Origin of the sequence: Halovivax limisalsi (assembly GCF_023093535.1) — an archaeon.
GTDB classification, from domain to species: Archaea; Halobacteriota; Halobacteria; order Halobacteriales; family Natrialbaceae; genus Halovivax; species Halovivax limisalsi.
In genome coordinates, this window is record NZ_CP095757.1 from 2,479,735 (window position 1) to 2,498,318 (window position 18,584).

The following is an 18,584-nucleotide window of genomic DNA, read 5'->3' on the forward strand; positions in this document are numbered from 1 at the left end:
CAGGGGATTGCCATCGGAGCCGCCGTACCGACGCATTCTAAGGCGGTCGGGCCAATCGAGACGTAGAGCATGGACTGGTCCGTACTCGCGATGGACTGGTTGGCCGCCGAGTTCGAGACGGACGGCCAGCGACTCGCGGTCACGCTGGTGACCCTGGCCGCCCTGGCCGGCGCGCTCGTCGGGAGCAGGCGCCTTACGCGCCGGTTGAGCGAGCGCACGCGACCGCTGTACGCCGACGTCGCGGGCGCCGCGCTGATCCTCTCGACGTCGATCGTCGCGATCGCCGTGGTGCTCGGCGTCTGGGAGCAGACCGGGACGATCGAGACGGCCTGGCGCGACAACGGGCTCGGCGCCGACACGCTCGTCCTCGTCGTCGTCTCGATCCTCGTGGCGGTGACGGCGTTCATCGTCACCAGGTTCGTCAAGCGGCTGATCGACGAGGTCTTCGAATCGGCCGCGACCGTCACCGAACACCAGCGGGAAGTCACCTTCCGGCTCGCCCAGGTCGTGATCTACGTGATGGCGTTCGTGACCGTCCTCGGAATCTGGGTCGAGGACCTCGGCGCCATCTTCGTCGGAGCGGGGTTCCTCGGGATCGTCGTCGGGATCGCCGCCCAGCAGACCCTCGGCGCCCTGCTCGCGGGATTCTTGCTGATGTTCTCCCGCCCGTTCGAGATCGGCGACTGGGTCGTCCTCGACGGCGAGTACGAGGGGATCGTCACCGACATCTCGATCGTCAACACCCGAATTCGGACGATCGAAGACGAGTACGTCGTCGTGCCGAACGACGTCGTCAGCTCCGCGCCGATCACGAACCGATCGCGCTCCGGCCGCCTCCGCCTCGAGGTCGAGGTCGGCGTCGATTACGACGCGGACGTCGAGCGGGCCGTCGCGGTCGCGACCGACGCCGTCTCGGACATGGAGGGGATCCGCAATCCGCCGGAGCCGAACGCGGTCGCGAAGTCGTTCGGCGATTCGGCGGTCGTCCTTGGCGTCAGATTCTGGATCCCCGACCCGAAGCGCCAGCGGGCGGTTCGCCTGCAGTCCGAAGCGATCGAACGGATCGCCGACGCGTTCGCGACCGAGGGAATCAAGATCCCGTTCCCGCAGCGCGAACTCTCGGGCCGGCCCGATCCGGGGAGCTTCCCCGGTTCGGGCGACGACGCGACGGGCGTCACCTACGACGAATCGCGAGTTCGAACGTCCGACGCGAACGCCGGGGAGGGCGAGTGATGGACCTGGCCGATCGCCGAGGCCTCGAAACCGACGTCTACCAGCCCGCCGAGGATTCGCACCTGCTGGCGCGGACGGCCCTGGACCGGCTCGAATCGCGATCGCCCGACCGCGTTCTGGAGGTGGGGACCGGGTCCGGATACATCGCCGAGCGACTCCGCGAGGGGTCGGACGCACGCGTCGTCGGGGCGGACGTGAACCCGCACGCCTGCCGGCAGGCGGCCGAGCGAGGGATCGACGCCGTCCGCGCGGACCTGGTCTCGCCGTTCGCACGCGCGTCGTTCGACGCCGTCGTGTTCAACCCGCCGTACCTGCCGTTTTCCGCCGACGCCGCGCGCGACGACTGGATGGAGCGGGCCCTCTCCGGCGGCGAGACGGGTCGGGCGGTGATCGACCGGTTTCTCTCACGCGTGGGCCGGGTGCTCGTGCCCGACGGCGTCGTCCTGCTGCTCGTCAGCACGCTCACCGACGTCGACGCCGTCGTCGAACTGGCCGGCGACGCCGGCTTCAGCGCGATCGCCGTCGCCGACGAGTCGTTTCCCTACGAGACGCTGACCGTCCTCGAACTCCACCGGTGAGCCGCGGCGGCCGGTGGATAACCGAAGTTCATAATATTGGATGGAAAATATTAAACAGCAGCATAGCATACCGACCGGTACGCATGACAGAGTACGTCTCGACGACGACCGGGCTGTGTCCCCTGCCCGACGGGGCGAAGACGGACCTGGCCGACCTGAAAGGCCACCAGAAGCACGACCTCATCGACGGTACCGAGAGCGAGGCGATCCGCGACCGGTACGACGAGGCCCGATCGGCGGTGCTATCACTCCAGCAGGACGCGGGCCTGGACCGGATCGTGGAGGGCCAGCTCCGGTGGGACGACATGCTGGCCCACCCGCTCGCCGTCTCGGACGCGGTCGAGACCCGCGGAATCGTCCGCTACTACGACAACAACAACTTCTATCGCGAACCGGTCGTCACGGACGAACTCGAACCGACCGGCGACGTGGCCGCCGAACTCGAGGCCGCCGCGGCGTCGGTCGAGTCGAACGCCCTCCAGGCCACGCTCCCCGGCCCCTACAGCCTGGCCGATCTCGCGACGGACGAGTACTACGGCGACGAAGCGGCGTTGCTCGACGGGATCGCTGACTTCCTCGAGGGTGAAGTCGAGCGATTCCCCGCCCACGGGACGCTCTGTCTCCTCGAACCGTCGCTCGTGACCGACCCGCCGGGCGACGGGCTCGACGAGCGAGCGAGCGAGGCGATCGACCGGATCGCGGCCGCGACCGAGGCCGACGTGGTCGTCACGACCTACTGGGGCGCCCTCGAGGAGAAAGTCTACGCGCACCTGCTCGACGCCGACATCGACGCCGTCGGATTCGACTTCGTCACCGAGCAGGACGACAACCTCTACAACCTCCAGGAGTACGGCGCGACCGACGACGTCTGGCTCGGACTCGTCGACGGCCAGAACACGCTCCTCGAGGAGCCCGAAGCCGTCAGGGAGCGCGCCGAGTGGATCTTCGAACGGGTCCCCGTCACCGACTTCGAGACCGTCTACCTCGCGCCGAACACCGAGACGTTCTACCTGCCTTACGCCACGTTCGAGGAGAAACTCGCCGCGCTGGGCGAGGCGGCCTCGATCGCGGAGGTGAGCCCCGCATGAGCGAGACGAAATCGCAGTTCCGACCCGCAGACCACCAGAACGAGCACTTCATCCTGACGACCGTCGTCGGGAGCTATCCCAAGCCGAAGTGGTTCAACCGGGCGAAAGAGCTGTACGAGGATCCCGACGCCGACTTCGACCGGGATAACTGGGCGGAGGCGAAAGACGACGCGGCGCGGCTCATCACCGACGAGCACGTCCGGGCGGGCCTCGACGTCGTCGTCGACGGCGAGATGCGCCGCAACGAGATGGTGGAGTACTTCGCCGACCGCATCGAGGGCTACGAGTTCAACGGGCCCGTCAAGGTCTGGGGGCACAACTACTTCGACAAGCCCTCGGTCGTCGACGAGGTCGCCTACGACGAGCAGTGGCTCGTCGAGGAGTACGAGTTCACCGCCGACGCGACCGACCGCCCGGTGAAGGTGCCGATCACCGGTCCGTACACGCTCGCGAACTGGTCGTTCAACGAGGCCTACGATGCCGACGAGGAACTGGCCTACGACCTCGCGGATCTGGTCAACGAGGAGATCCGAAAGCTCGTCGACGCCGGCGCCCGGTACATCCAGATCGACGAACCCGCGCTCGCGACGACGCCGGACGACCACGCGATCGTCGGGGAGTGCCTGGAGCGCATCGTCGACGATATCCCCGAGTCGGTCCGGACGGGACTGCACGTCTGTTACGGCGATTACTCCCGGATCTACCCCGAAATCCTCGAGTTCCCCGTCGACGAGTTCGACCTCGAGCTGGCGAACGGCGACTACGAGCAACTCGATGTCTTCACCGATCCGTCGTTCAGCAAAGACCTGGCCCTCGGCGTGACCGACGCCCACGTCGCGGAGGTCGAGTCGGTCGCCCAGATCGAGACGAACATCCGGAAGGGACTCGAGATCGTCCCGCCCGACCAGCTCGTCGTCTCGCCGGACTGCGGCCTGAAGCTGCTCCCCCGCGAGGTCGCCTACGAGAAGATGGCGAACATGGTGACCGCGGCCCGGAACGTCGAGGCGGCGCTCGACGACGGCGAGATCGACGTGCAGGCCCCGGCCCTCGCGAGCGACTGAAGCAGACGGATACCGACGGCCGGACGGGTTCCGACGAGCCTCATTCTACCACCGAAGGGGTTCCCTCGCGGCGTGATCGCAAGCACGGACCAGCGGACGAAGAACAGCGGTGGCCATCGTCGCGGCGATGCGGACGGCGCCCGTGCTACCCGGGCGTCGCGTCGATCCTTACTCGTCGAGCGTGACGCGCCCGTCGCTGTAGACGGTTACGTCGTGACCGGCGTACTCGAACGAGACGGACCCGGCCGCCCGCTCGGCACCGCCGACCGTCGGCGCGAACAGCAGGTCGAGCGCTTCGGGGTCGACGACCTCGTAGAGCGGCTCGAACGCCGGCGGTTCGACGTCGGTGACGTCGATGCCCTCCGCCTCCGCGACGGCTTCGACCACCGCTTGGCTCACCGGCGTCGTCGTCGAACCGGGGCGATGCTGTGTGATTCCCATAGTTTAACCATTTCGGACGGGAGTAAATACTTACTGGCCAATCGAGCGTGAAGCAGCCGGTCCTCCTACCAACTGACGAAATCGGGAGGGTCGTCGACGATACCCGGAGACACTGCCCAGTACCGCTCCAGCGACCCGTTGGAAACCGCTCGATCCGACTCATCGTGCGGTTCGTTCCACTCGGCGCCCACGAGGACCGATCGGACGGGCACCGGTCCGGCGGTCGGGCAAGATCCTTTAGTAATCGCGCGCCACACTTCGGACGATGCACGAATTCGGACGCGAACGATCGACCGAGCCGAACGCGGACGTGACAGCGCGGCCGTCTGCGACGGCGGAGGACCGATGACGGCGCGAACGCTTCACCTGCCGGTTGCAGCCGCCGAGCACGTCGACCACCTGGTCGAGTACGCCCGGCGCGGCGAACGGGGCGGCTACGACCACGCGTGGTTGCCCGAAACCTGGGGTCGCGACGCGGTCTCGGTCCTGACCCGGATCGCCGACGAGACGGCGACGATCGGGCTCGGTCCGAGCGTGTGGAACGTCTACTCGCGCTCGCCCGCGCTGGTCGGCCAGACGGCGGCGACCCTCCAGGAGATCTCGGACGGGCGGCTGCGCGTCGCGGTCGGGCCGAGCGGCCCGGCGGTCGTCGAGGGCTGGCACGGCGAGTCGTTCGACCGACCGCTGCGACGAACCCGCGAGTTCGTCGAGATCGTCCGGACCGTACTTTCCGGAGAGGTCGCCGAGTACGACGGCGAGGTGTTCACGCTGGGCGGATTCCGGCTCCGGTGTGATCCCCCCGAGACACCGGTGCCGATCGAGGCCGCCGGGATGGGCCCGAAGTCGGTCGAGCTCGCCGGTCGGTTCGCCGACGGCTGGCACGCCATCGTCCTCACGCCGGACGGTCTGCGCGACCGGCTTTCCGACCTCGAACGGGGAATCGAACTCGGCGATCGGTCGCGCGGGGACGTCCCCGTCTCGCTCTCGATCCCGGCGGCCGTCTCCCCGGACGGCGAGCGAGCGCGCGAGCAGTGTCGCAATCACATCGGCTTCTACGTCGGAGCGATGGGGACGTTCTACCGGGATTCGCTGGCCCGCCAGGGCCACGAGGAGGCGGCCCAGGCGATCGCCGAGGCGGTTGCCAACCGAGAGTTCGACCGGCTGGAGACGCTCATCGACGACCCGCTGCTCGAACAACTCGCGATCGCGGGCACGCCGGCCGAGGCGCGCGCACAGCTCGACCGCTGGGAGTCGATCGACGGTCTCGACGAGCTCGCAATCAGTTTCCCACGCGAAGCCGACCGTGCGGACGTCCGTCGGACGATCGACGCGCTCGCTCCCGGGGAGTGACGAGCGCGGAGGAATCAGTGATGGCCGCCTGATCGGACCGCTTCGCCATTACCCGCTCGACGATCGACGCAGGACGGAGTCGACGACGGTCCGTACGCCCGGACTGTGTCGGTACCACAGCCAGCACGCGACGAGCGTCGTCGCGACGGTGGCGAACGAGAGAACGGCCACGCCGACGGTGTAGGCGCGACTGGCATCGCCCCCGACGCTGAAGACGGCCGCCGTCCCGTCACCGAAGACGAGGTAATTGGCGAGGTACCAGCACGTAGAGGCGGCGCTGACCGCGTAGACGCCGGCGCCCAGGGCGTAGCTTCGGGCCCACACCAGCAACAGCGCGACGAGCGGCGCGCCGTAACCGATTCCGAGCAGAAAGAGGTACTCGCTGCCGGTAAACGCGGCCTCGCTGGCCACGTATCCTGCGACGTAGAGACCGCCGGCGGCGAGGTACGCGGCGAACGAGGCCGTCAGTACGAGTCGGTCGTCCACATCGTACTGTCGCCGTGACGTCGGCTTAACTGTTGTTGCCGGTCGGGTCGCTGGAGCGACCGCCCACCGGATCCCTCACTCGACCGGCAGCGGGTCGGTGTCGACGGCATCTCGGCGTCCGTCCAGGAGGGCGAATCGCTCGCCGCGTCGGCGTTCGAGCCAGTAAAGGAGTCGCTCGGCCCACGCCAGTTTGGCTCGCTTCTCGTCGTCGACCGACGGGTCGTCGAACGTCCAGCCCACAAACGAGAGCGAGTCCGCCCCGAGCGCGTCGGCCAGAAACGCCGCGCGATCCCCGTCGGTGAACCCGCCCGTGTTGACGACGTGTCCGCGAGGCCGAACCTGTGTCGTCGCCAGGATCGAGCCGGAGGGACAGCGAGGAACGACGCGTTCGACCAGCGCGACGTTATCGCCGTGGGCGTGAACCGCCACCGGCGTCCCGCTGGCAGCGAGCCGTTCGACCGTCCCGGGATTCTTGTCCAGATCGGTCACCATCCAGTCGACCGGGACGCCGTGATCGGCCAGCGCGTCGACCGCCGTCGACGCGGCGACGACCGCGTCGGCCGATCGCGCCCGTTCGAGCGACCGATCGCTCGTCAGCGACGGTCCCGCACCGGCGACGACGACGGATTGCCCCTCGAACGCACCCGACAGCCCGCCCTCGAACGGGGTCGACAGCGACAGGAGCCGGTCGCGAGCGCGTTCGTCGGCCCGCCGATCGAAGCCGAACGTCGACCGGATGGCCTCGTAGATCGGCTCCCACGTCGCCCACTCGACGTTCATGGTCGTCACTGATCACGTAACGCCATAAATGAAGTGTCGAGCCGGGCGGCAACCTCCGAATACCCCTACCCGAGAGGCGACCCGGCTTCCATCCGCTCCTTCTGATGGCTCCGGTATAAGTTTTCTCTTCACTTTCCGTCTCACCGGACGGCATTAAACCAATCCCAACGTTCAAGATATCCCGGTCGAGAGCGCCGATCACGGCCGTTCAACCAGGTTGATCCGCGTTTTCCACCGGGGCGATCCGGTCTGTTCCGGTCACGAACGGACGGATCCGAACGCGTCACCCACCAGTGCGGCGTCGCGCGTCGCCGCCACGTCGTGGGTCCTGATCACGTCCGCGCCGCGTTCGACGGCGAGGGCCGTACCGGCCAGACTCGCCGGTAGACGATCCGAGGTCCGCCGGTCGACGAGGTCGCCGAGGAAGTTCTTCCGATTGATCGACACCAGGACGGGAGCGTCGAACTCGCGAAACGCGGCCAGCCGCCGGAGCGTCTCGCGATCGTCCGCGAGCGTCTTTCGGTCGCTCCAGCCGCCGAACGCGGGATCGACGATCGTCTTCTCGGTCGCGGGCAGGTCCTCGATCGTCGCCAGGAGGCGATCGACGTAGTCGCTCTCCGCGGCCCACTCGGGCGAGCGCCGCTCGGCCCAGTCGACGTCGTCGATCGCACCCGGTCGCTCGAGGTCGGGTGGACCGGCCATCGCGACGACCGCTGCGTCGTGGGACGCACAGACCTCGGGCATACCCGGATCCGCGAAGCCGCAGATATCGTTGACCATGTCGAACCCGCGTGAGAGCGCCGCGTCCGCGACCGATGCGTAGCGCGTTTCGATCGAGAAGATGGCGTCGCGGTCGACGCGGTCGATCGTCTCGAGCGCGACGTCGAGGCGCGCTCGCTCCTCCTCGGCGGAGAGCACCTCGAAGCGTTTGTTCGCCGATTCGAGCCCGATATCGACGATATCCGCGCCTTCCTCGATCAATTCCTCGTCGACGTAGGTCGCGGCCGCCTCGGGATCGTCGAAGACGCTCGGATCGTACGGCGATTCCGCCGAGACGTTCAGCACACCCATGATCCGGGGTGGATGCCCGTCGCCGATCGGGAGTCCCGCCGCGTCCACGGTGGTCATACCGGTGATGAATCGCGGAGTCAGATATGGGCCCCGATTCCGGCAGGCGAACCGAAGCCAGCTACGAGAGCCGCGACGAGGCGGTCCGTAGCGGGTGAGACCGAGCGCGTGACGACACGGATGGCGAGCCCGTGTCCGGGACGGCGCCACTTTTGTCGACCGGCGCCCGAACTACCAGCATGACTCCGCGGACGCGACCCGGACTGGCGGTGCAATCGACCCGGAGATCGACGACGATCGTCCGAGAGCCCGATTCGAACCGTCGCACGCGAGTAACGCATCGACCGTCTCCGCCATCGGGTTCGTCGGTGGTGCGACCGTGACCGACGACTTTCCACGGGCAGGCGCCGACGCGCGCGAGCCGCCGGCAGTGGCCGTCGTCGGCGCCGAGACGCCGGGCAACGTCGGGACGATCGCCCGGTCGATGAAGAACTTCGGCTTCGAGTCGCTGCTGCTCGTCGATCCCCCGCCGCTCGATCCCGACGGCGAAGCCTACGGCTACGCGGGCCAGGCGCGCGAGGACGTCCTCCCGAACGCGACCGAGATCGCGTTCGACCAACTCGTCACCGAGTACCACACCATCGGCTGTACGGCCGTGCCGAACGAGGACGATCGGAGTCACGTCCGATATCCGTTCTCGACACCGGCCGAGCTGGCCGAACGGTTGCCGACCGTCGACGCGTCGACCGCCCTGGTGTTCGGGCGCGAGCGCGTCGGGCTGCACAACGACGAGCTCGAACGGATGGACGAGGTCTGTGCCATCCCCGCGAACCCGGCCTATCCCGTGTTGAACCTCGGCCAGGCGGCAACCGTGACGCTGTACGAACTCCGCGAGCTCGCACTCGAGACGACCCAACTGCCGGACGTCGAACGGACGCGGGCGCCCGAGCCCGCGATCGAACGCTGCGTCGAGCGCTGGCAGGCGTTGCTCGCGGCGATCAACCACCCTGACGAAAAGCGGGCCAAGGCGACGCGGCTGTTCAGACGGGTGCTCGGACGCGCGGACCCGACCGAACGGGAAGTTCGGACGCTGACGGGAATCCTTCGGCGAGCGACAGAGCGCCCCGATCTGAGGGACGGCGACGGAGAGCCGTGATCGCGAGCGCCAGTCAGCCCCGCACCTCGTTCACGCCCGCTTCTGGATCTCTTCGCGCAGGATCTCGCTGACGAGGTCGCCGTCGGCCTTGCCGCGCAGCGCACCCATGCACTCGCCCATCAGCCCGGAAAAGGCCGCCATGCCCTCGTCCTCGACCTGGGCCTCGTTGCGCTCGACGACCTCGGCCACGGCCTCCCTGACGGCGTCCTCGTCCGCACCGCCGAGATCTTCCGCGTCCATCGCCTCCGCCGCCGTCCGGTCGGGAGCCGCCGCGAGCGCGGCGAGCAGTTCCGGCACGGCTTCGGTGGGTATCTCGCCGTCCGCAGCGAGCGAGAGCGCGTCCGCGAGGTGAGCCTCGGAGAGTGCGTCGACGGCAACGTCGTCGCGACGGAGTTCCGTCAGGGTCGATTCGAGTGTCGCCGCAGCGAGCGTCGGGTCGACGCCGTCGGCGACGACGCGCTCGAACAGGGGCATGTACTCCCCGTAGGCGACCTGCTCGGCCAGACCCGCGTCGAGATCGTACTCCGCCTGGTAGCGCTCGACCTTCTCGGTCAACAGTTCCGGGACGGGGACCTCGCTCGGATCGGGTTCGACCGGTGGAACGTCGGTCTCGGGATACATTCGGGCCGCGCCGGGGAGCGGGCGGAGGTATCGCGTCGTCCCGTCCTCGTTGGCGCCGCGTGTCTCCTCCGGGACGCCCTCGATGGCCGTCTCGGCCCGCTCGGCCGCCGCCTCGATCGCGAGCTCGGCGACGGCTTCGTCCGCGGCGACCAGCGCGACCGCGTCGTCCGGGCCGGCATCGACGGCGTCGCGGAGCGCGTCGACCTCTTCCTGGGTGATGCCGTAGGCCGGCAGCTCGTCCGTGTGGAAGATGCCGCCGGCGCCGTGGCGCTTCGCGTGATCCGAGAGTTCCGTGCCCAGCCGGCGATCCGGCGCGATCTCGCGGCCCACGAGTCCGTCGAAGCCGGCCAGTCTGACGGCGTAGACGGCTCCATCCCCGTCGATCGCGCCCCGGATCACGCCGCTGTCGGTGTCCTCGAAGACCTCCGTCACGTCCCGCGGTTCGTCCACGGCCGCCCCGCGCGAGTCGAGTTCGTCGGCGATCCCGACCAGCGCGACCTGGCGCTCGACCTCCGTGCGGACGATGTCGTCGACGTCGTCGAGGCTCTGGACGCCCTTGATCTCAACCCGTGCGCCCTCGGCGATCGAGACGTTGACGTCCTGGCGGATCGTGCCGAGCCCGCGCTTGACCTTGCCGGTCGAGCGAAGCAACATTCCGATGCGCTCTGCGGCCTCGCGGGTCTGCTCGGGCGTCCGCAGGTCGGGTTTGGTCCCGATCTCGACGAGCGGGATGCCGAGGCGGTCGAGGCTGTAGCGGACGCCCTCGTCCGTCTCTTCGACCCGCTGTGCGCTCTCCTCTTCGAGCATGAGGTCCTCGATGCCGACCGGCCCCGCATCGGTCTGAATCTCGCCGTCGGTCGCTATCAGCGCCGAGCGCTGGAAGCCCGAGGTGTTCGAGCCGTCGACGACGAGCTTTCGCATGACGTGGGCCTGATCGACCGGCGTCATGTCGAGCAGTTGCGCGATCTCGAGCACCGTCTCGAGGGCTTCCGCGTCGAGTTCGCCCGGCGGTTCCTCGTCAGCCTCCACGAGACACGTCGTGTCGTATGCGAGGTACTCGAACTCGCGGTCGACGCGACTCTCTTCGACCGCCGCCTCGTCGAGTTCGCCCAGTTCGCTCCGGGTCGGATGGAGGTAGCGGGTGAACCGACGTGTCGATTCCGCCGGCTCGCGTAGCGTCGTCGGACACGCACAGAAGAGCTTCGTCTCGGTATCCAGCTGCTGGTGGATCTCGAGACCGGCGACCAGCCCGAGCTCGGCGTAGTCGTCTGCGTCCATTAGGCGAACGTGAGAGTCGCTGGGGTAAAAAACCGTTCAGTCTCGATCGCGACGATCGGATCGAAGAACCGATCCAGGCGGGGCCGCTGTCACCGGTGCCGCCGATACGGTCGCCGTCCGGTCCGCCGTCACCGGCTCGTCCGTGCGGTTCGCCGTCAGTGGCCGGCCGTCCGGACGTCCTCGACCTCGAAGAGGTCCTCCGTGAGGCCGGCGCCGTCGCAGCCCTCGTTCGGACACGCGAAGTGCCAGCCGTCCCGCGTCGCGTCCGCCTCCCGGAATCGGTCACCACAGACCTGGCAGAACAGCTGCCCGTTCTCGCAGGAATCCCCGTGTAATTCGAGCGCTAATTCCGTCTGGAACGACTGATTGCAGTTGCGACAGGTGTGCATGATTCGTCCGACGACGGTCGCCGTGAAAACCGCTTGGATATTTTATTTCGGACGCGATCCTCGCGATCGGGGCGCATTCCGGCGGTTGTTCGGGAACGTGCGCCGTGTTCACGCACAGGTCTCTTCTGACGTCGACGCGGTCGCATTCGGACGTATCGGGCGCGTCTCGGCTCGGCCGCACAGGACGTCGGTGAGACCGACCGTCCGGCGGTGACGGGCGGCCGTGGCCGTCCGCCCTCAGTCGTCGCCCAGAATGCCGCGTTCGGTCATCTTCCGGGGATCGAGCACCTCGTCGGCCTCGTCCTCGTCGAGGTAGCCCTTCTCCAGGACCACCTCGCGGACGGTCTTGTCCTCCTTGAGCGCGGTCTTGGCGACTTCGCTGGCCTTGTCGTAGCCGATATGGACGTTCAGCGAGGTGGCCATCGCCATCGACTGCTCGACGCGCGCCTCGCAGTAGTCCTCGTTGGCCTCCAGTTTGCGGACGAACCGCTCGGCGAACACCTGGCTCGCGTTCGAAATGAGCTCGGCGGACTGGAGGAAGTTGTGCGCGAGGACCGGCTTGTAGAGGTTGAGATCGATCTGGCCCTCCGCCGCGCCCGCGGCGACGGCGGCGTCGTTGCCAACGACCTGCTTGTGGACCTGGTTGACCGCCTCGGCGACGACCGGGTTGATCTTCCCGGGCATGATCGACGAGCCGGGCTGGTTCTCCGGCTGTTCGATCTCGCCGAGGCCGTTTCGCGGCCCGGAGGCGAGCAGGCGGAGGTCGTTGGCGATCTTGTTGAGCGACCCAGCGACGACTCGAAGCGCGCCGTGAGCTTCGCTCATCGCGTCGTGGGCGGCCTGGGCCTCGAAGTGATCGTCGGCCTCGCGGAACTGGACGCCCGTCTCCTTCGTGATGTACTCCGCGGCGCGGCCGGGGAACTCCTCGTGGGTGTTGAGTCCCGTCCCCGTCGCCGTTCCGCCGAGGGCGAGCTCGGCGAGGTGCTCGCGCGTCTTGTCGACCCGGGAGAGCCCCTTCGCGATCTGGGTGCGGTAGCCGCCGAACTCCTGGCCCAGCGTGACCGGCGTCGCGTCCTGCAGGTGCGTGCGACCCGTCTTGACGACGTCGTCGAACTCGTCCTCCTTCGCCTCCAGGGCCTCGCGTAACGTGTCCAGCGCGGGGATGACGTCCTTCTCGACGGCCTCCAGGGCGGCGACGTGCATCGCCGTCGGGATCACGTCGTTCGAGGACTGGCCGAAGTTGACGTCGTCGTTCGGGTGGACGACGCGGTCGCCGATCTCCGCCCCCATCAGTTCGGCCGCGCGGTTCGCGATGACCTCGTTGGCGTTCATGTTCGAGGACGTCCCGGAGCCGGTCTGGAAGACGTCGACCGGGAAGTGCTCGTCGTGCTCGCCGGCGATGACCTCGTCGGCGGCCTCGACGATGGCCTCGGCGACGTCGGCATCGATCAGGTCCAGATCGCGGTTGGCCTGGGCGGCCGCCTTCTTCACCACGCCGAGCGCACGCACGAAGCGCCGACCGAACGTGATGCCGGAGATGGGGAAGTTCTCGACCGCCCGCTGGGTCTGGGCGCCCCAGTAGGCGTCCGCCGGTACCTGCATCTCGCCGAGACTGTCCGATTCCGTTCGGAACTCGTCTGCCATACCCGGCGATTGCCCGCGCGCGTGGTAAAAGCCACCGAAAGCGGGCAGGGCACCGAAAACCGGCGGGTCTGCCACCGTCGGTCCAGCGGTCGGTGGCACCGAACCCGATCCGCTGCGATCGGCGTCGATCCGTCGAGACGGAAATTGCGTCCGACCGATCCGGATCGCTCGAACGACCCGGCGGTCCCGAGTCGGACGGCGGCACGCGCCCCGTCGAACTGGTCAGTGGGTGTGCCCGAGCGCCTCGTTGCACGTCTCGTTCAGCGACCGGAGTTTCGAGCGAACGGTCTCGGAGAACTCCGTCGGCGGCTCCTCGAGGGCGGGCTGCTCGTGGGGGTCCGGCTCGCCGACGATGACGCTCGCGATCATGCCCGACTCCTCGTGCGGGACGCAGTAATAGTGGTACACTCCGTCCGTTTCGAACGTGTGTTCGAACGGATCGTCGTCCGTCGACAGGGTCCCGCTGTCCCAGGCCTCGGCCCCCTCGGGTGCGAGCCGCGGTCGGTCCGCGTCCGGATGGTAGAGCGTGCTGGAGTGACTCCCGCTCTCTGTGTGCCAGCGAACGGTTCCACCGGTCTCGACCCAGACGACGTGCGGATCGAAGTGGTGCTCGCCGTCCGACGTCAGCATCGTGACCTCGGCGGACGAACGCGGCTCGTCCGGTGGCCCGCCGTGGCCGTGACCGTCGTCGCCATCCCCGTGCCCGTGATCGTCGTCTCCGTGTTCGTCACCGTGGCCGTCGTCGTGCTGGTCATCGCTCTCGTTCGAATCACCGGACTGATCGTTCGATCCCGCGTCCGCGGTCGATTCGTTCGATTCGCCGGGATCGGCGGACCCATCCTCGCCGCCGTCGCCTTCGAGACAGCCGGCGAGGCTGCCGATCGCGACGGTTCCGATGAGCGAACAGATCCGTCGACGGGTGCGTGGTTCGTCGGTCACAGTACTTACCTCCACCGGCAATTTGCACCATCCGGCGTATAAAATCCACCTATTCTCGGCGGAACATATTCGCGTCGGCCCGCACGGTCCCACAGCGGTGCGGTCGGCTCGTTCGAGCGATCCACCCCAGCGCCTCGATATCGTCACAGATCCACGTCGGACGCGGCGTCGCTCGCGCGTTCGGCGACCGCCTCCTGCAGTCGGTCGCGGGTTGCTCGCTGGATGCGTCTGGCGACGGGCAGTTTCACGTCCGGGATGGTCGGCGACGACCAGAAGAAGCTCCGCGAACTCGCGGTGTCGACGACGAGCGAGCCGAGTCCCAGCCGTCGCTGAAAGACCGATCGCCTGGTCGACACCGTCTGAACCCGGTAGTACGGGACGACGGTGGTGCGTCGGCGCCAGAAGCCCTGCCGGATCACGAGGTGATCCTCGCCGACGTAGTAGCCGAGGTGCTTCCACCGGAGGTGCGCCGCCGGCGGCACGACGACGTAAGCGGCGAGACTGAGCCACCAGATTGGGAACGTCCACACCCGGTCGAGGCCGTACGCGAGGGCGACCAGGGCGGTCGCCACGAGGGAGAACCGAACGAGGTAGCGACGTCTCGCGATTCGCGTCGGTCGGTCGAACGTCGGCGGTTCGATCCCGGAGAGGCGCTCGGTGAACTGGTGGACGCGCGGCACGCGAGCCAGCGGCACGGCGGACTGACTGCCCCCGTTGCTCTCGGGGCCGTAGCCGGCCGTCTCCACCCAGAGACCGGCGTATCCGATGGCCCGCTGCAACGGGTTGTCGGTGATCGTCACGGACTGGACCTTCTCGAGGGGAATGCTGCCGCTGTAGCGCTGGAGGAGCCCGCGTTCGTAGACCAGGTCCTCGCCCGCCTTCCCAAGGCGAAAGCCGTAGTACGAGACGAACGAGTACACGACGCTGATGACGTAGGTGACGACGACGGCGTGGACCATCGAGACGAGGCTGAGGACGAGGTAGTTTCCGGTCGTGCCGGCGCCGATCTCGCTGGGTCCGCCGACGGGCTGGGCCGCCCGCACCAGGTACTCCAGGGCGAACTCGCTGGCGAAGAAGAACAGGAAGCCGGCCGCGGCCACCGCCGCGGGCCGAAACGAGGCGAACGAGTAGAGGAGGAGCTCTTTCGCGTCGAGTTCGAAGAGGGTTCGCGGTCGATACGTCGAGTCGGCTCCGTCGAGCGTGCGCTCCGCACCCGCGCCGGACTCGTCCGATCCATCCCCGGCCGGTTCGTCGCGCTGGCCCTCTTCGCGTCGCTCCGCGTCTTCAGAACCAGGGACGTCGGACCGCTGCGACGCCGGGAACCCCGTTCCGGATTCGAGGGTCTCGTCGGCGACGCTGCCGCGATCGTCCGCCGTCCTCGAAGCGGCGTCCCGCTCGGCCGATCGCCGCCGACGACCGCGGTCCGACGACGCCGTCCGGGCCCTGATCTCGCGCTGGAGGCGATCGGCCTCCCGCCTGGAGACGAAGTTGAGCGTCCCTTCCGTACTCCCGCCGCCGGCCGTTTCGATGGCGACGACCGCGAGGCCGAGCAGCTTCAGGAGGATCCCCTGCGTGATGTCGACGTTCTGGATCCGACGATACGGAATCTCGCGCGAGCGCCGGGCGACCACGCCCGAGGCGATGTCGAACGTGTCCGGTTCGAGCGAGTAGCCGAAGCGATAGTAGTACGCGACGCCGTACGCGCTCCCGACGGCGAAGCCGAGCGCGCCGGCGACGATCGGGAGCGCGACGCCGGGCAACTCGAAGACGCTCTCCGCGAACGACACCAGAAAGAACAGGATGAACATGGCCGAGACGCCGCGGTTGAGCGCGAGGAACACCGCGCTCAGCGGATGGAGTCGCTTCATACCGCGTCTTCCGTGGCGCTCTCGACGGCCAATTCGCGGAGCGTATCCTGGAGCTCGCGGGCCCGTTCCGGTCTGAGACCGGGGATTCGTACGTCCGCGTTCCGCGACCCCGCGGTGTAGACGACGACCGAGGAGAGTCCGAGGAGGCGTTCGAGCGGGCCGAACTGCGTATCGACGTGCTGGACCCGGACGAACGGAACGGCCGTCTCGACGAACGTGACGACGCCCCGCTCCAGGTAGAGCGAATCCGCCTGCAGTTCGAATCCCCAGGCGCTGTACCGCCTGGCACCGTAGAGCAGCCCGACGAGGGCGACGACGGCGCCGACGGCGGCCACGGCGGTCGTCGGGAGGCCGTACAGCCACCGATCGATCGCCAGGAGACAGACCGCCGCGCCGACCCCCCACACCAGTCCGAAGACCATCCAGAGGAGGCGAGTCCGGCCGTGCAGTGCTTCCATGATCGGCATATTTCAGGGCCGAACGATAAAAGTACAGCATCGACAGCCGGTTACCGTCCCCAGCTCGTCGTCCCGAGCCGTCGGCGACGGGCGACGAACGTCGCGTCCCCCGATGTAACCGTTCCCCGCTCGATTCAGCCGGTCGTCACTCCGCGTCCTCCTCCGGCGTGTACGTCGACAGTTCCAAGGCGTGAATGTCGGTCGTCATGTGCTCGCCGAGGGCGTCGTAGACGAGCTGGTGCTGGTCGACCAGCGACTCGCCTTCGAACGCGGGCGAGATCACGGTGGCGGCCAGGTGATCGTCGTCGTGCTCGTCGCGCGCTCGACGGACCGTCGCGCTCGCGTCCTCGAGTTCGTCCTCGATGAGGCGTTCGACCGATTCGGGTTCCATACCCCACGTCAGGGGTGGTCGGGCAAAAAGGACGACGGTTCCGCTCGTCGGTTCCCACCCGAACCCGACCCGCGCTCGCCCGCGGCTCCGTCACGCCTTTGGTCGCGGGCGACCACAATCGGGTATGGAACGCGCAACGTTCGGCGGCGGGTGTTTCTGGTGCGTCGAGGCCGCGTTCGAGGAGATCGACGGCGTCGAGTCGGTGACCTCGGGCTACGCGGGCGGTCACGACGAGGACCCGACGTACCGCGAGGTGTGCAGCGGCACCACCGGCCACGCAGAAGTCGTCCAGCTGACGTTCGACCCCGACGCGATCACCTACGAGGAACTGCTCGAGGTGTTCTTCACGATTCACGATCCCACGCAGCTGAACCGCCAGGGACCGGACGTCGGCTCGCAGTACCGCTCGATCGTGCTCTACCACGACGAGGACCAGCGCGACCTGGCCGAGGACTACGTCGAGGCCCTAGAGGAAGCGGGCGGCTACGACGACGAGATCGTGACCGAGATCGAGCCGCTGGAGACGTTCCACCGCGCCGAGGACAAACACCAGAACTACTTCGAGAAGAACCCGAACGACGCCTACTGCAGGATGCACGCCCAGCCGAAGATCGAGAAGGTTCGGGAAGCGTTTCGGGAGAAAGTCCGCGCTTGAGGCCCGGGATCCCGTAGTTACCCCCAGCCCGTTCGCCGGATCCAACAACGATACGGTCCCCCGCCGTCTGTGCTGCCGTGTGAACCTGCACGCGATCAGCCTCGGAAATCACGAATTCGAGGGGGAGAACAACGCCTACCTCCTCGAGTCGGCGGGCGAGGTGGCCCTGATCGACACCGGCATCCCGCGGCCGGCCATCCGAACCCAGCTCGAGGCCGGACTCGACGCGGCCGGCCGGACGCTCGCGGACGTCGATGCCGTGGTCCTCACGCACCACCACCTCGACCACGCGGGACTCGCCGGCGCGGTCGCCGACGCGGGAGGTGCCGACGTCTTCGTCCACGAAACGGACGCGCCGCTGGTTCGACGCGACGACGACGCGGTCGCGACCGAATACGCGCTGCGCGCCCGGCGATTCGACGAGTGGGGCATGCCGGCCGACCAGCGGTCGGCGCTACAGGCGTTCTTCGATCGGGCGCCGACGGCCGAACCGCCGGCGCGAGTCGTGGAGCTCGTCGACGGTGACGAGATCGACGTCGGCGACGCGACGCTTCGGACTCGATTCGCGCCCGGCCACACGGCCGGCCACGCGATCTACGAGTTCGACCGGGCGGGGGCGACCGAGGCCCTCGTCGGCGACGTCGTCCTCCCGACGTACACGCCGAACGTGGGCGGGGCCGACCTCCGGCTCGATCGCCCGCTGACGCGCTACGTCGAGACGCTCACCGCCGTCGTCGAACGCGACTACGAACGCGTCTGGCCGGGCCACCGGGACGTCATCGACGGACCGGCCGCGCGTGCGCGGGAAATCCTGGCCCACCACCGCGACCGGCTCGAAAACGTTCTCGACGTCCTCGAACCGGACGAGACGCACACGGCCTGGGAGATCAGCGCGGAACTGTTCGGCGAACTCGATCGCGTCCACATCCTCCACGGCCCCGGCGAAGCCCACTCCCACGTCGAGTACCTCGTCGACCGCGGCGCCGCCGAGCGCGTCGCGGACGAGGAATCCGGACGAATCGGCTATCTCCGGGCGGACGAATCGATCGACGCGGCGCCGTTCGAACCAGCTGTCAGCGATTGACGGTTCCATTCGACGC

At 68.1% G+C, this 18,584-nt stretch carries 19 protein-coding genes; 8 read left to right on the top strand and 11 right to left on the bottom strand.

Features of this window, described 5'->3' with window-relative positions; genetic code table 11:
- Nucleotides 1–69 precede the first annotated feature (69 nt).
- The 4 genes from MXA07_RS11410 (at nucleotide 70) to MXA07_RS11425 (ending at nucleotide 3,960) form a co-directional block, all read left to right on the top strand.
- A complete protein-coding gene (locus tag MXA07_RS11410) occupies nucleotides 70–1,233 on the top strand; it encodes a mechanosensitive ion channel family protein (RefSeq protein ID WP_247728724.1) in 1,164 nt (387 codons plus the stop codon).
- Entirely contained in the window at nucleotides 1,233–1,811 is a 579-nt protein-coding gene (locus MXA07_RS11415; RefSeq protein ID WP_247728725.1) for a HemK2/MTQ2 family protein methyltransferase, read from the top strand. The genes MXA07_RS11410 and MXA07_RS11415 overlap by 1 nt, the downstream gene beginning before the upstream one ends.
- An 83-nt stretch (nucleotides 1,812–1,894) precedes the next feature.
- The gene (locus tag MXA07_RS11420) at nucleotides 1,895–2,899 is read left to right on the top strand and encodes a 5-methyltetrahydropteroyltriglutamate--homocysteine methyltransferase (protein ID WP_247728726.1); all 1,005 of its coding nucleotides are present in this window, start codon (nucleotides 1,895–1,897) and stop codon (nucleotides 2,897–2,899) included.
- Nucleotides 2,896–3,960 carry a methionine synthase gene (locus MXA07_RS11425; protein ID WP_247728727.1) on the top strand — a complete coding sequence of 355 codons (1,065 nt, stop codon included), beginning with the start codon at nucleotides 2,896–2,898 and terminating at the stop codon, nucleotides 3,958–3,960. Before MXA07_RS11420 ends, MXA07_RS11425 begins: the two co-directional genes overlap by 4 nt.
- Nucleotides 3,961–4,128: 168 nt before the next feature.
- Here MXA07_RS11425 and ddfA read toward each other — a convergent pair whose 3' ends face one another.
- Entirely contained in the window at nucleotides 4,129–4,401 is a 273-nt protein-coding gene (gene ddfA, locus MXA07_RS11430) for a DdfA family disk-determining factor (protein WP_247728728.1), read from the bottom strand.
- Nucleotides 4,402–4,746: 345 nt separating this feature from the next.
- Between ddfA and MXA07_RS11435 the strand changes: the two genes are divergently transcribed.
- Nucleotides 4,747–5,751 (top strand): TIGR04024 family LLM class F420-dependent oxidoreductase, encoded by a 1,005-nt coding sequence (locus tag MXA07_RS11435; RefSeq protein ID WP_247728729.1) that lies wholly within the window; start codon nucleotides 4,747–4,749, stop codon nucleotides 5,749–5,751.
- Nucleotides 5,752–5,799: 48 nt separating this feature from the next.
- Here MXA07_RS11435 and MXA07_RS11440 read toward each other — a convergent pair whose 3' ends face one another.
- From MXA07_RS11440 to folP, 3 genes are all read right to left on the bottom strand, one after another.
- Nucleotides 5,800–6,237, bottom strand: coding sequence for a hypothetical protein (locus tag MXA07_RS11440; protein WP_247728730.1), 438 nt, complete (start codon nucleotides 6,235–6,237; stop codon nucleotides 5,800–5,802).
- Between the two features lie 75 nt (nucleotides 6,238–6,312).
- The gene (locus MXA07_RS11445; protein ID WP_247728731.1) at nucleotides 6,313–7,017 is read right to left on the bottom strand and encodes a 6-hydroxymethylpterin diphosphokinase MptE-like protein; all 705 of its coding nucleotides are present in this window, start codon (nucleotides 7,015–7,017) and stop codon (nucleotides 6,313–6,315) included.
- A 258-nt stretch (nucleotides 7,018–7,275) separates the two neighbouring features.
- Entirely contained in the window at nucleotides 7,276–8,145 is an 870-nt protein-coding gene (gene folP / locus MXA07_RS11450; RefSeq protein WP_247728732.1) for a dihydropteroate synthase, read from the bottom strand.
- 319 nt (nucleotides 8,146–8,464) lie between these two features.
- On the opposite strand from folP, the gene MXA07_RS11455 reads away from it, so the two are divergent.
- Nucleotides 8,465–9,241, top strand: coding sequence for an RNA methyltransferase (locus MXA07_RS11455; protein WP_247728733.1), 777 nt, complete (start codon nucleotides 8,465–8,467; stop codon nucleotides 9,239–9,241).
- Nucleotides 9,242–9,271: 30 nt separating this feature from the next.
- On the opposite strand, the gene gatE is transcribed toward MXA07_RS11455, so the two are convergent.
- The 7 genes from gatE to MXA07_RS11490 form a co-directional block, all read right to left on the bottom strand.
- The gene (gene gatE, locus MXA07_RS11460; RefSeq protein WP_247728734.1) at nucleotides 9,272–11,140 is read right to left on the bottom strand and encodes a Glu-tRNA(Gln) amidotransferase subunit GatE; all 1,869 of its coding nucleotides are present in this window, start codon (nucleotides 11,138–11,140) and stop codon (nucleotides 9,272–9,274) included.
- A gap of 155 nt (nucleotides 11,141–11,295) precedes the next feature.
- Entirely contained in the window at nucleotides 11,296–11,529 is a 234-nt protein-coding gene (locus MXA07_RS11465) for a transcriptional regulator (protein WP_247728735.1), read from the bottom strand.
- Nucleotides 11,530–11,766: 237 nt separating this feature from the next.
- Nucleotides 11,767–13,173, bottom strand: a complete 1,407-nt coding sequence (locus MXA07_RS11470) for a class II fumarate hydratase (protein WP_247728736.1) — start codon at nucleotides 13,171–13,173, stop codon at nucleotides 11,767–11,769.
- 222 nt (nucleotides 13,174–13,395) lie between these two features.
- Nucleotides 13,396–14,112 (bottom strand): plastocyanin/azurin family copper-binding protein, encoded by a 717-nt coding sequence (locus MXA07_RS11475; protein ID WP_247728737.1) that lies wholly within the window; start codon nucleotides 14,110–14,112, stop codon nucleotides 13,396–13,398.
- 143 nt (nucleotides 14,113–14,255) lie between these two features.
- Entirely contained in the window at nucleotides 14,256–15,980 is a 1,725-nt protein-coding gene (locus tag MXA07_RS11480) for a PH domain-containing protein (protein WP_247728738.1), read from the bottom strand.
- Nucleotides 15,977–16,438: a PH domain-containing protein gene (locus tag MXA07_RS11485; protein WP_247728739.1), complete on the bottom strand. Its 462-nt coding sequence runs from the start codon at nucleotides 16,436–16,438 to the stop codon at nucleotides 15,977–15,979. Before MXA07_RS11485 ends, MXA07_RS11480 begins: the two co-directional genes overlap by 4 nt.
- A 145-nt stretch (nucleotides 16,439–16,583) precedes the next feature.
- On the bottom strand, nucleotides 16,584–16,829 hold the full coding sequence (locus tag MXA07_RS11490; RefSeq protein WP_247728740.1) for a BolA family protein: 246 nt from the start codon (nucleotides 16,827–16,829) through the stop codon (nucleotides 16,584–16,586).
- 124 nt (nucleotides 16,830–16,953) lie between these two features.
- Here MXA07_RS11490 and msrA point away from each other — a divergent pair, with 124 nt between their 5' ends.
- Both msrA and MXA07_RS11500 read left to right on the top strand, forming a co-directional pair.
- Nucleotides 16,954–17,484: a peptide-methionine (S)-S-oxide reductase MsrA gene (gene msrA, locus MXA07_RS11495; RefSeq protein WP_247728741.1), complete on the top strand. Its 531-nt coding sequence runs from the start codon at nucleotides 16,954–16,956 to the stop codon at nucleotides 17,482–17,484.
- A 79-nt stretch (nucleotides 17,485–17,563) separates the two neighbouring features.
- Nucleotides 17,564–18,568: an MBL fold metallo-hydrolase gene (locus tag MXA07_RS11500; RefSeq protein WP_247728742.1), complete on the top strand. Its 1,005-nt coding sequence runs from the start codon at nucleotides 17,564–17,566 to the stop codon at nucleotides 18,566–18,568.
- Nucleotides 18,569–18,584 lie beyond the last annotated feature (16 nt).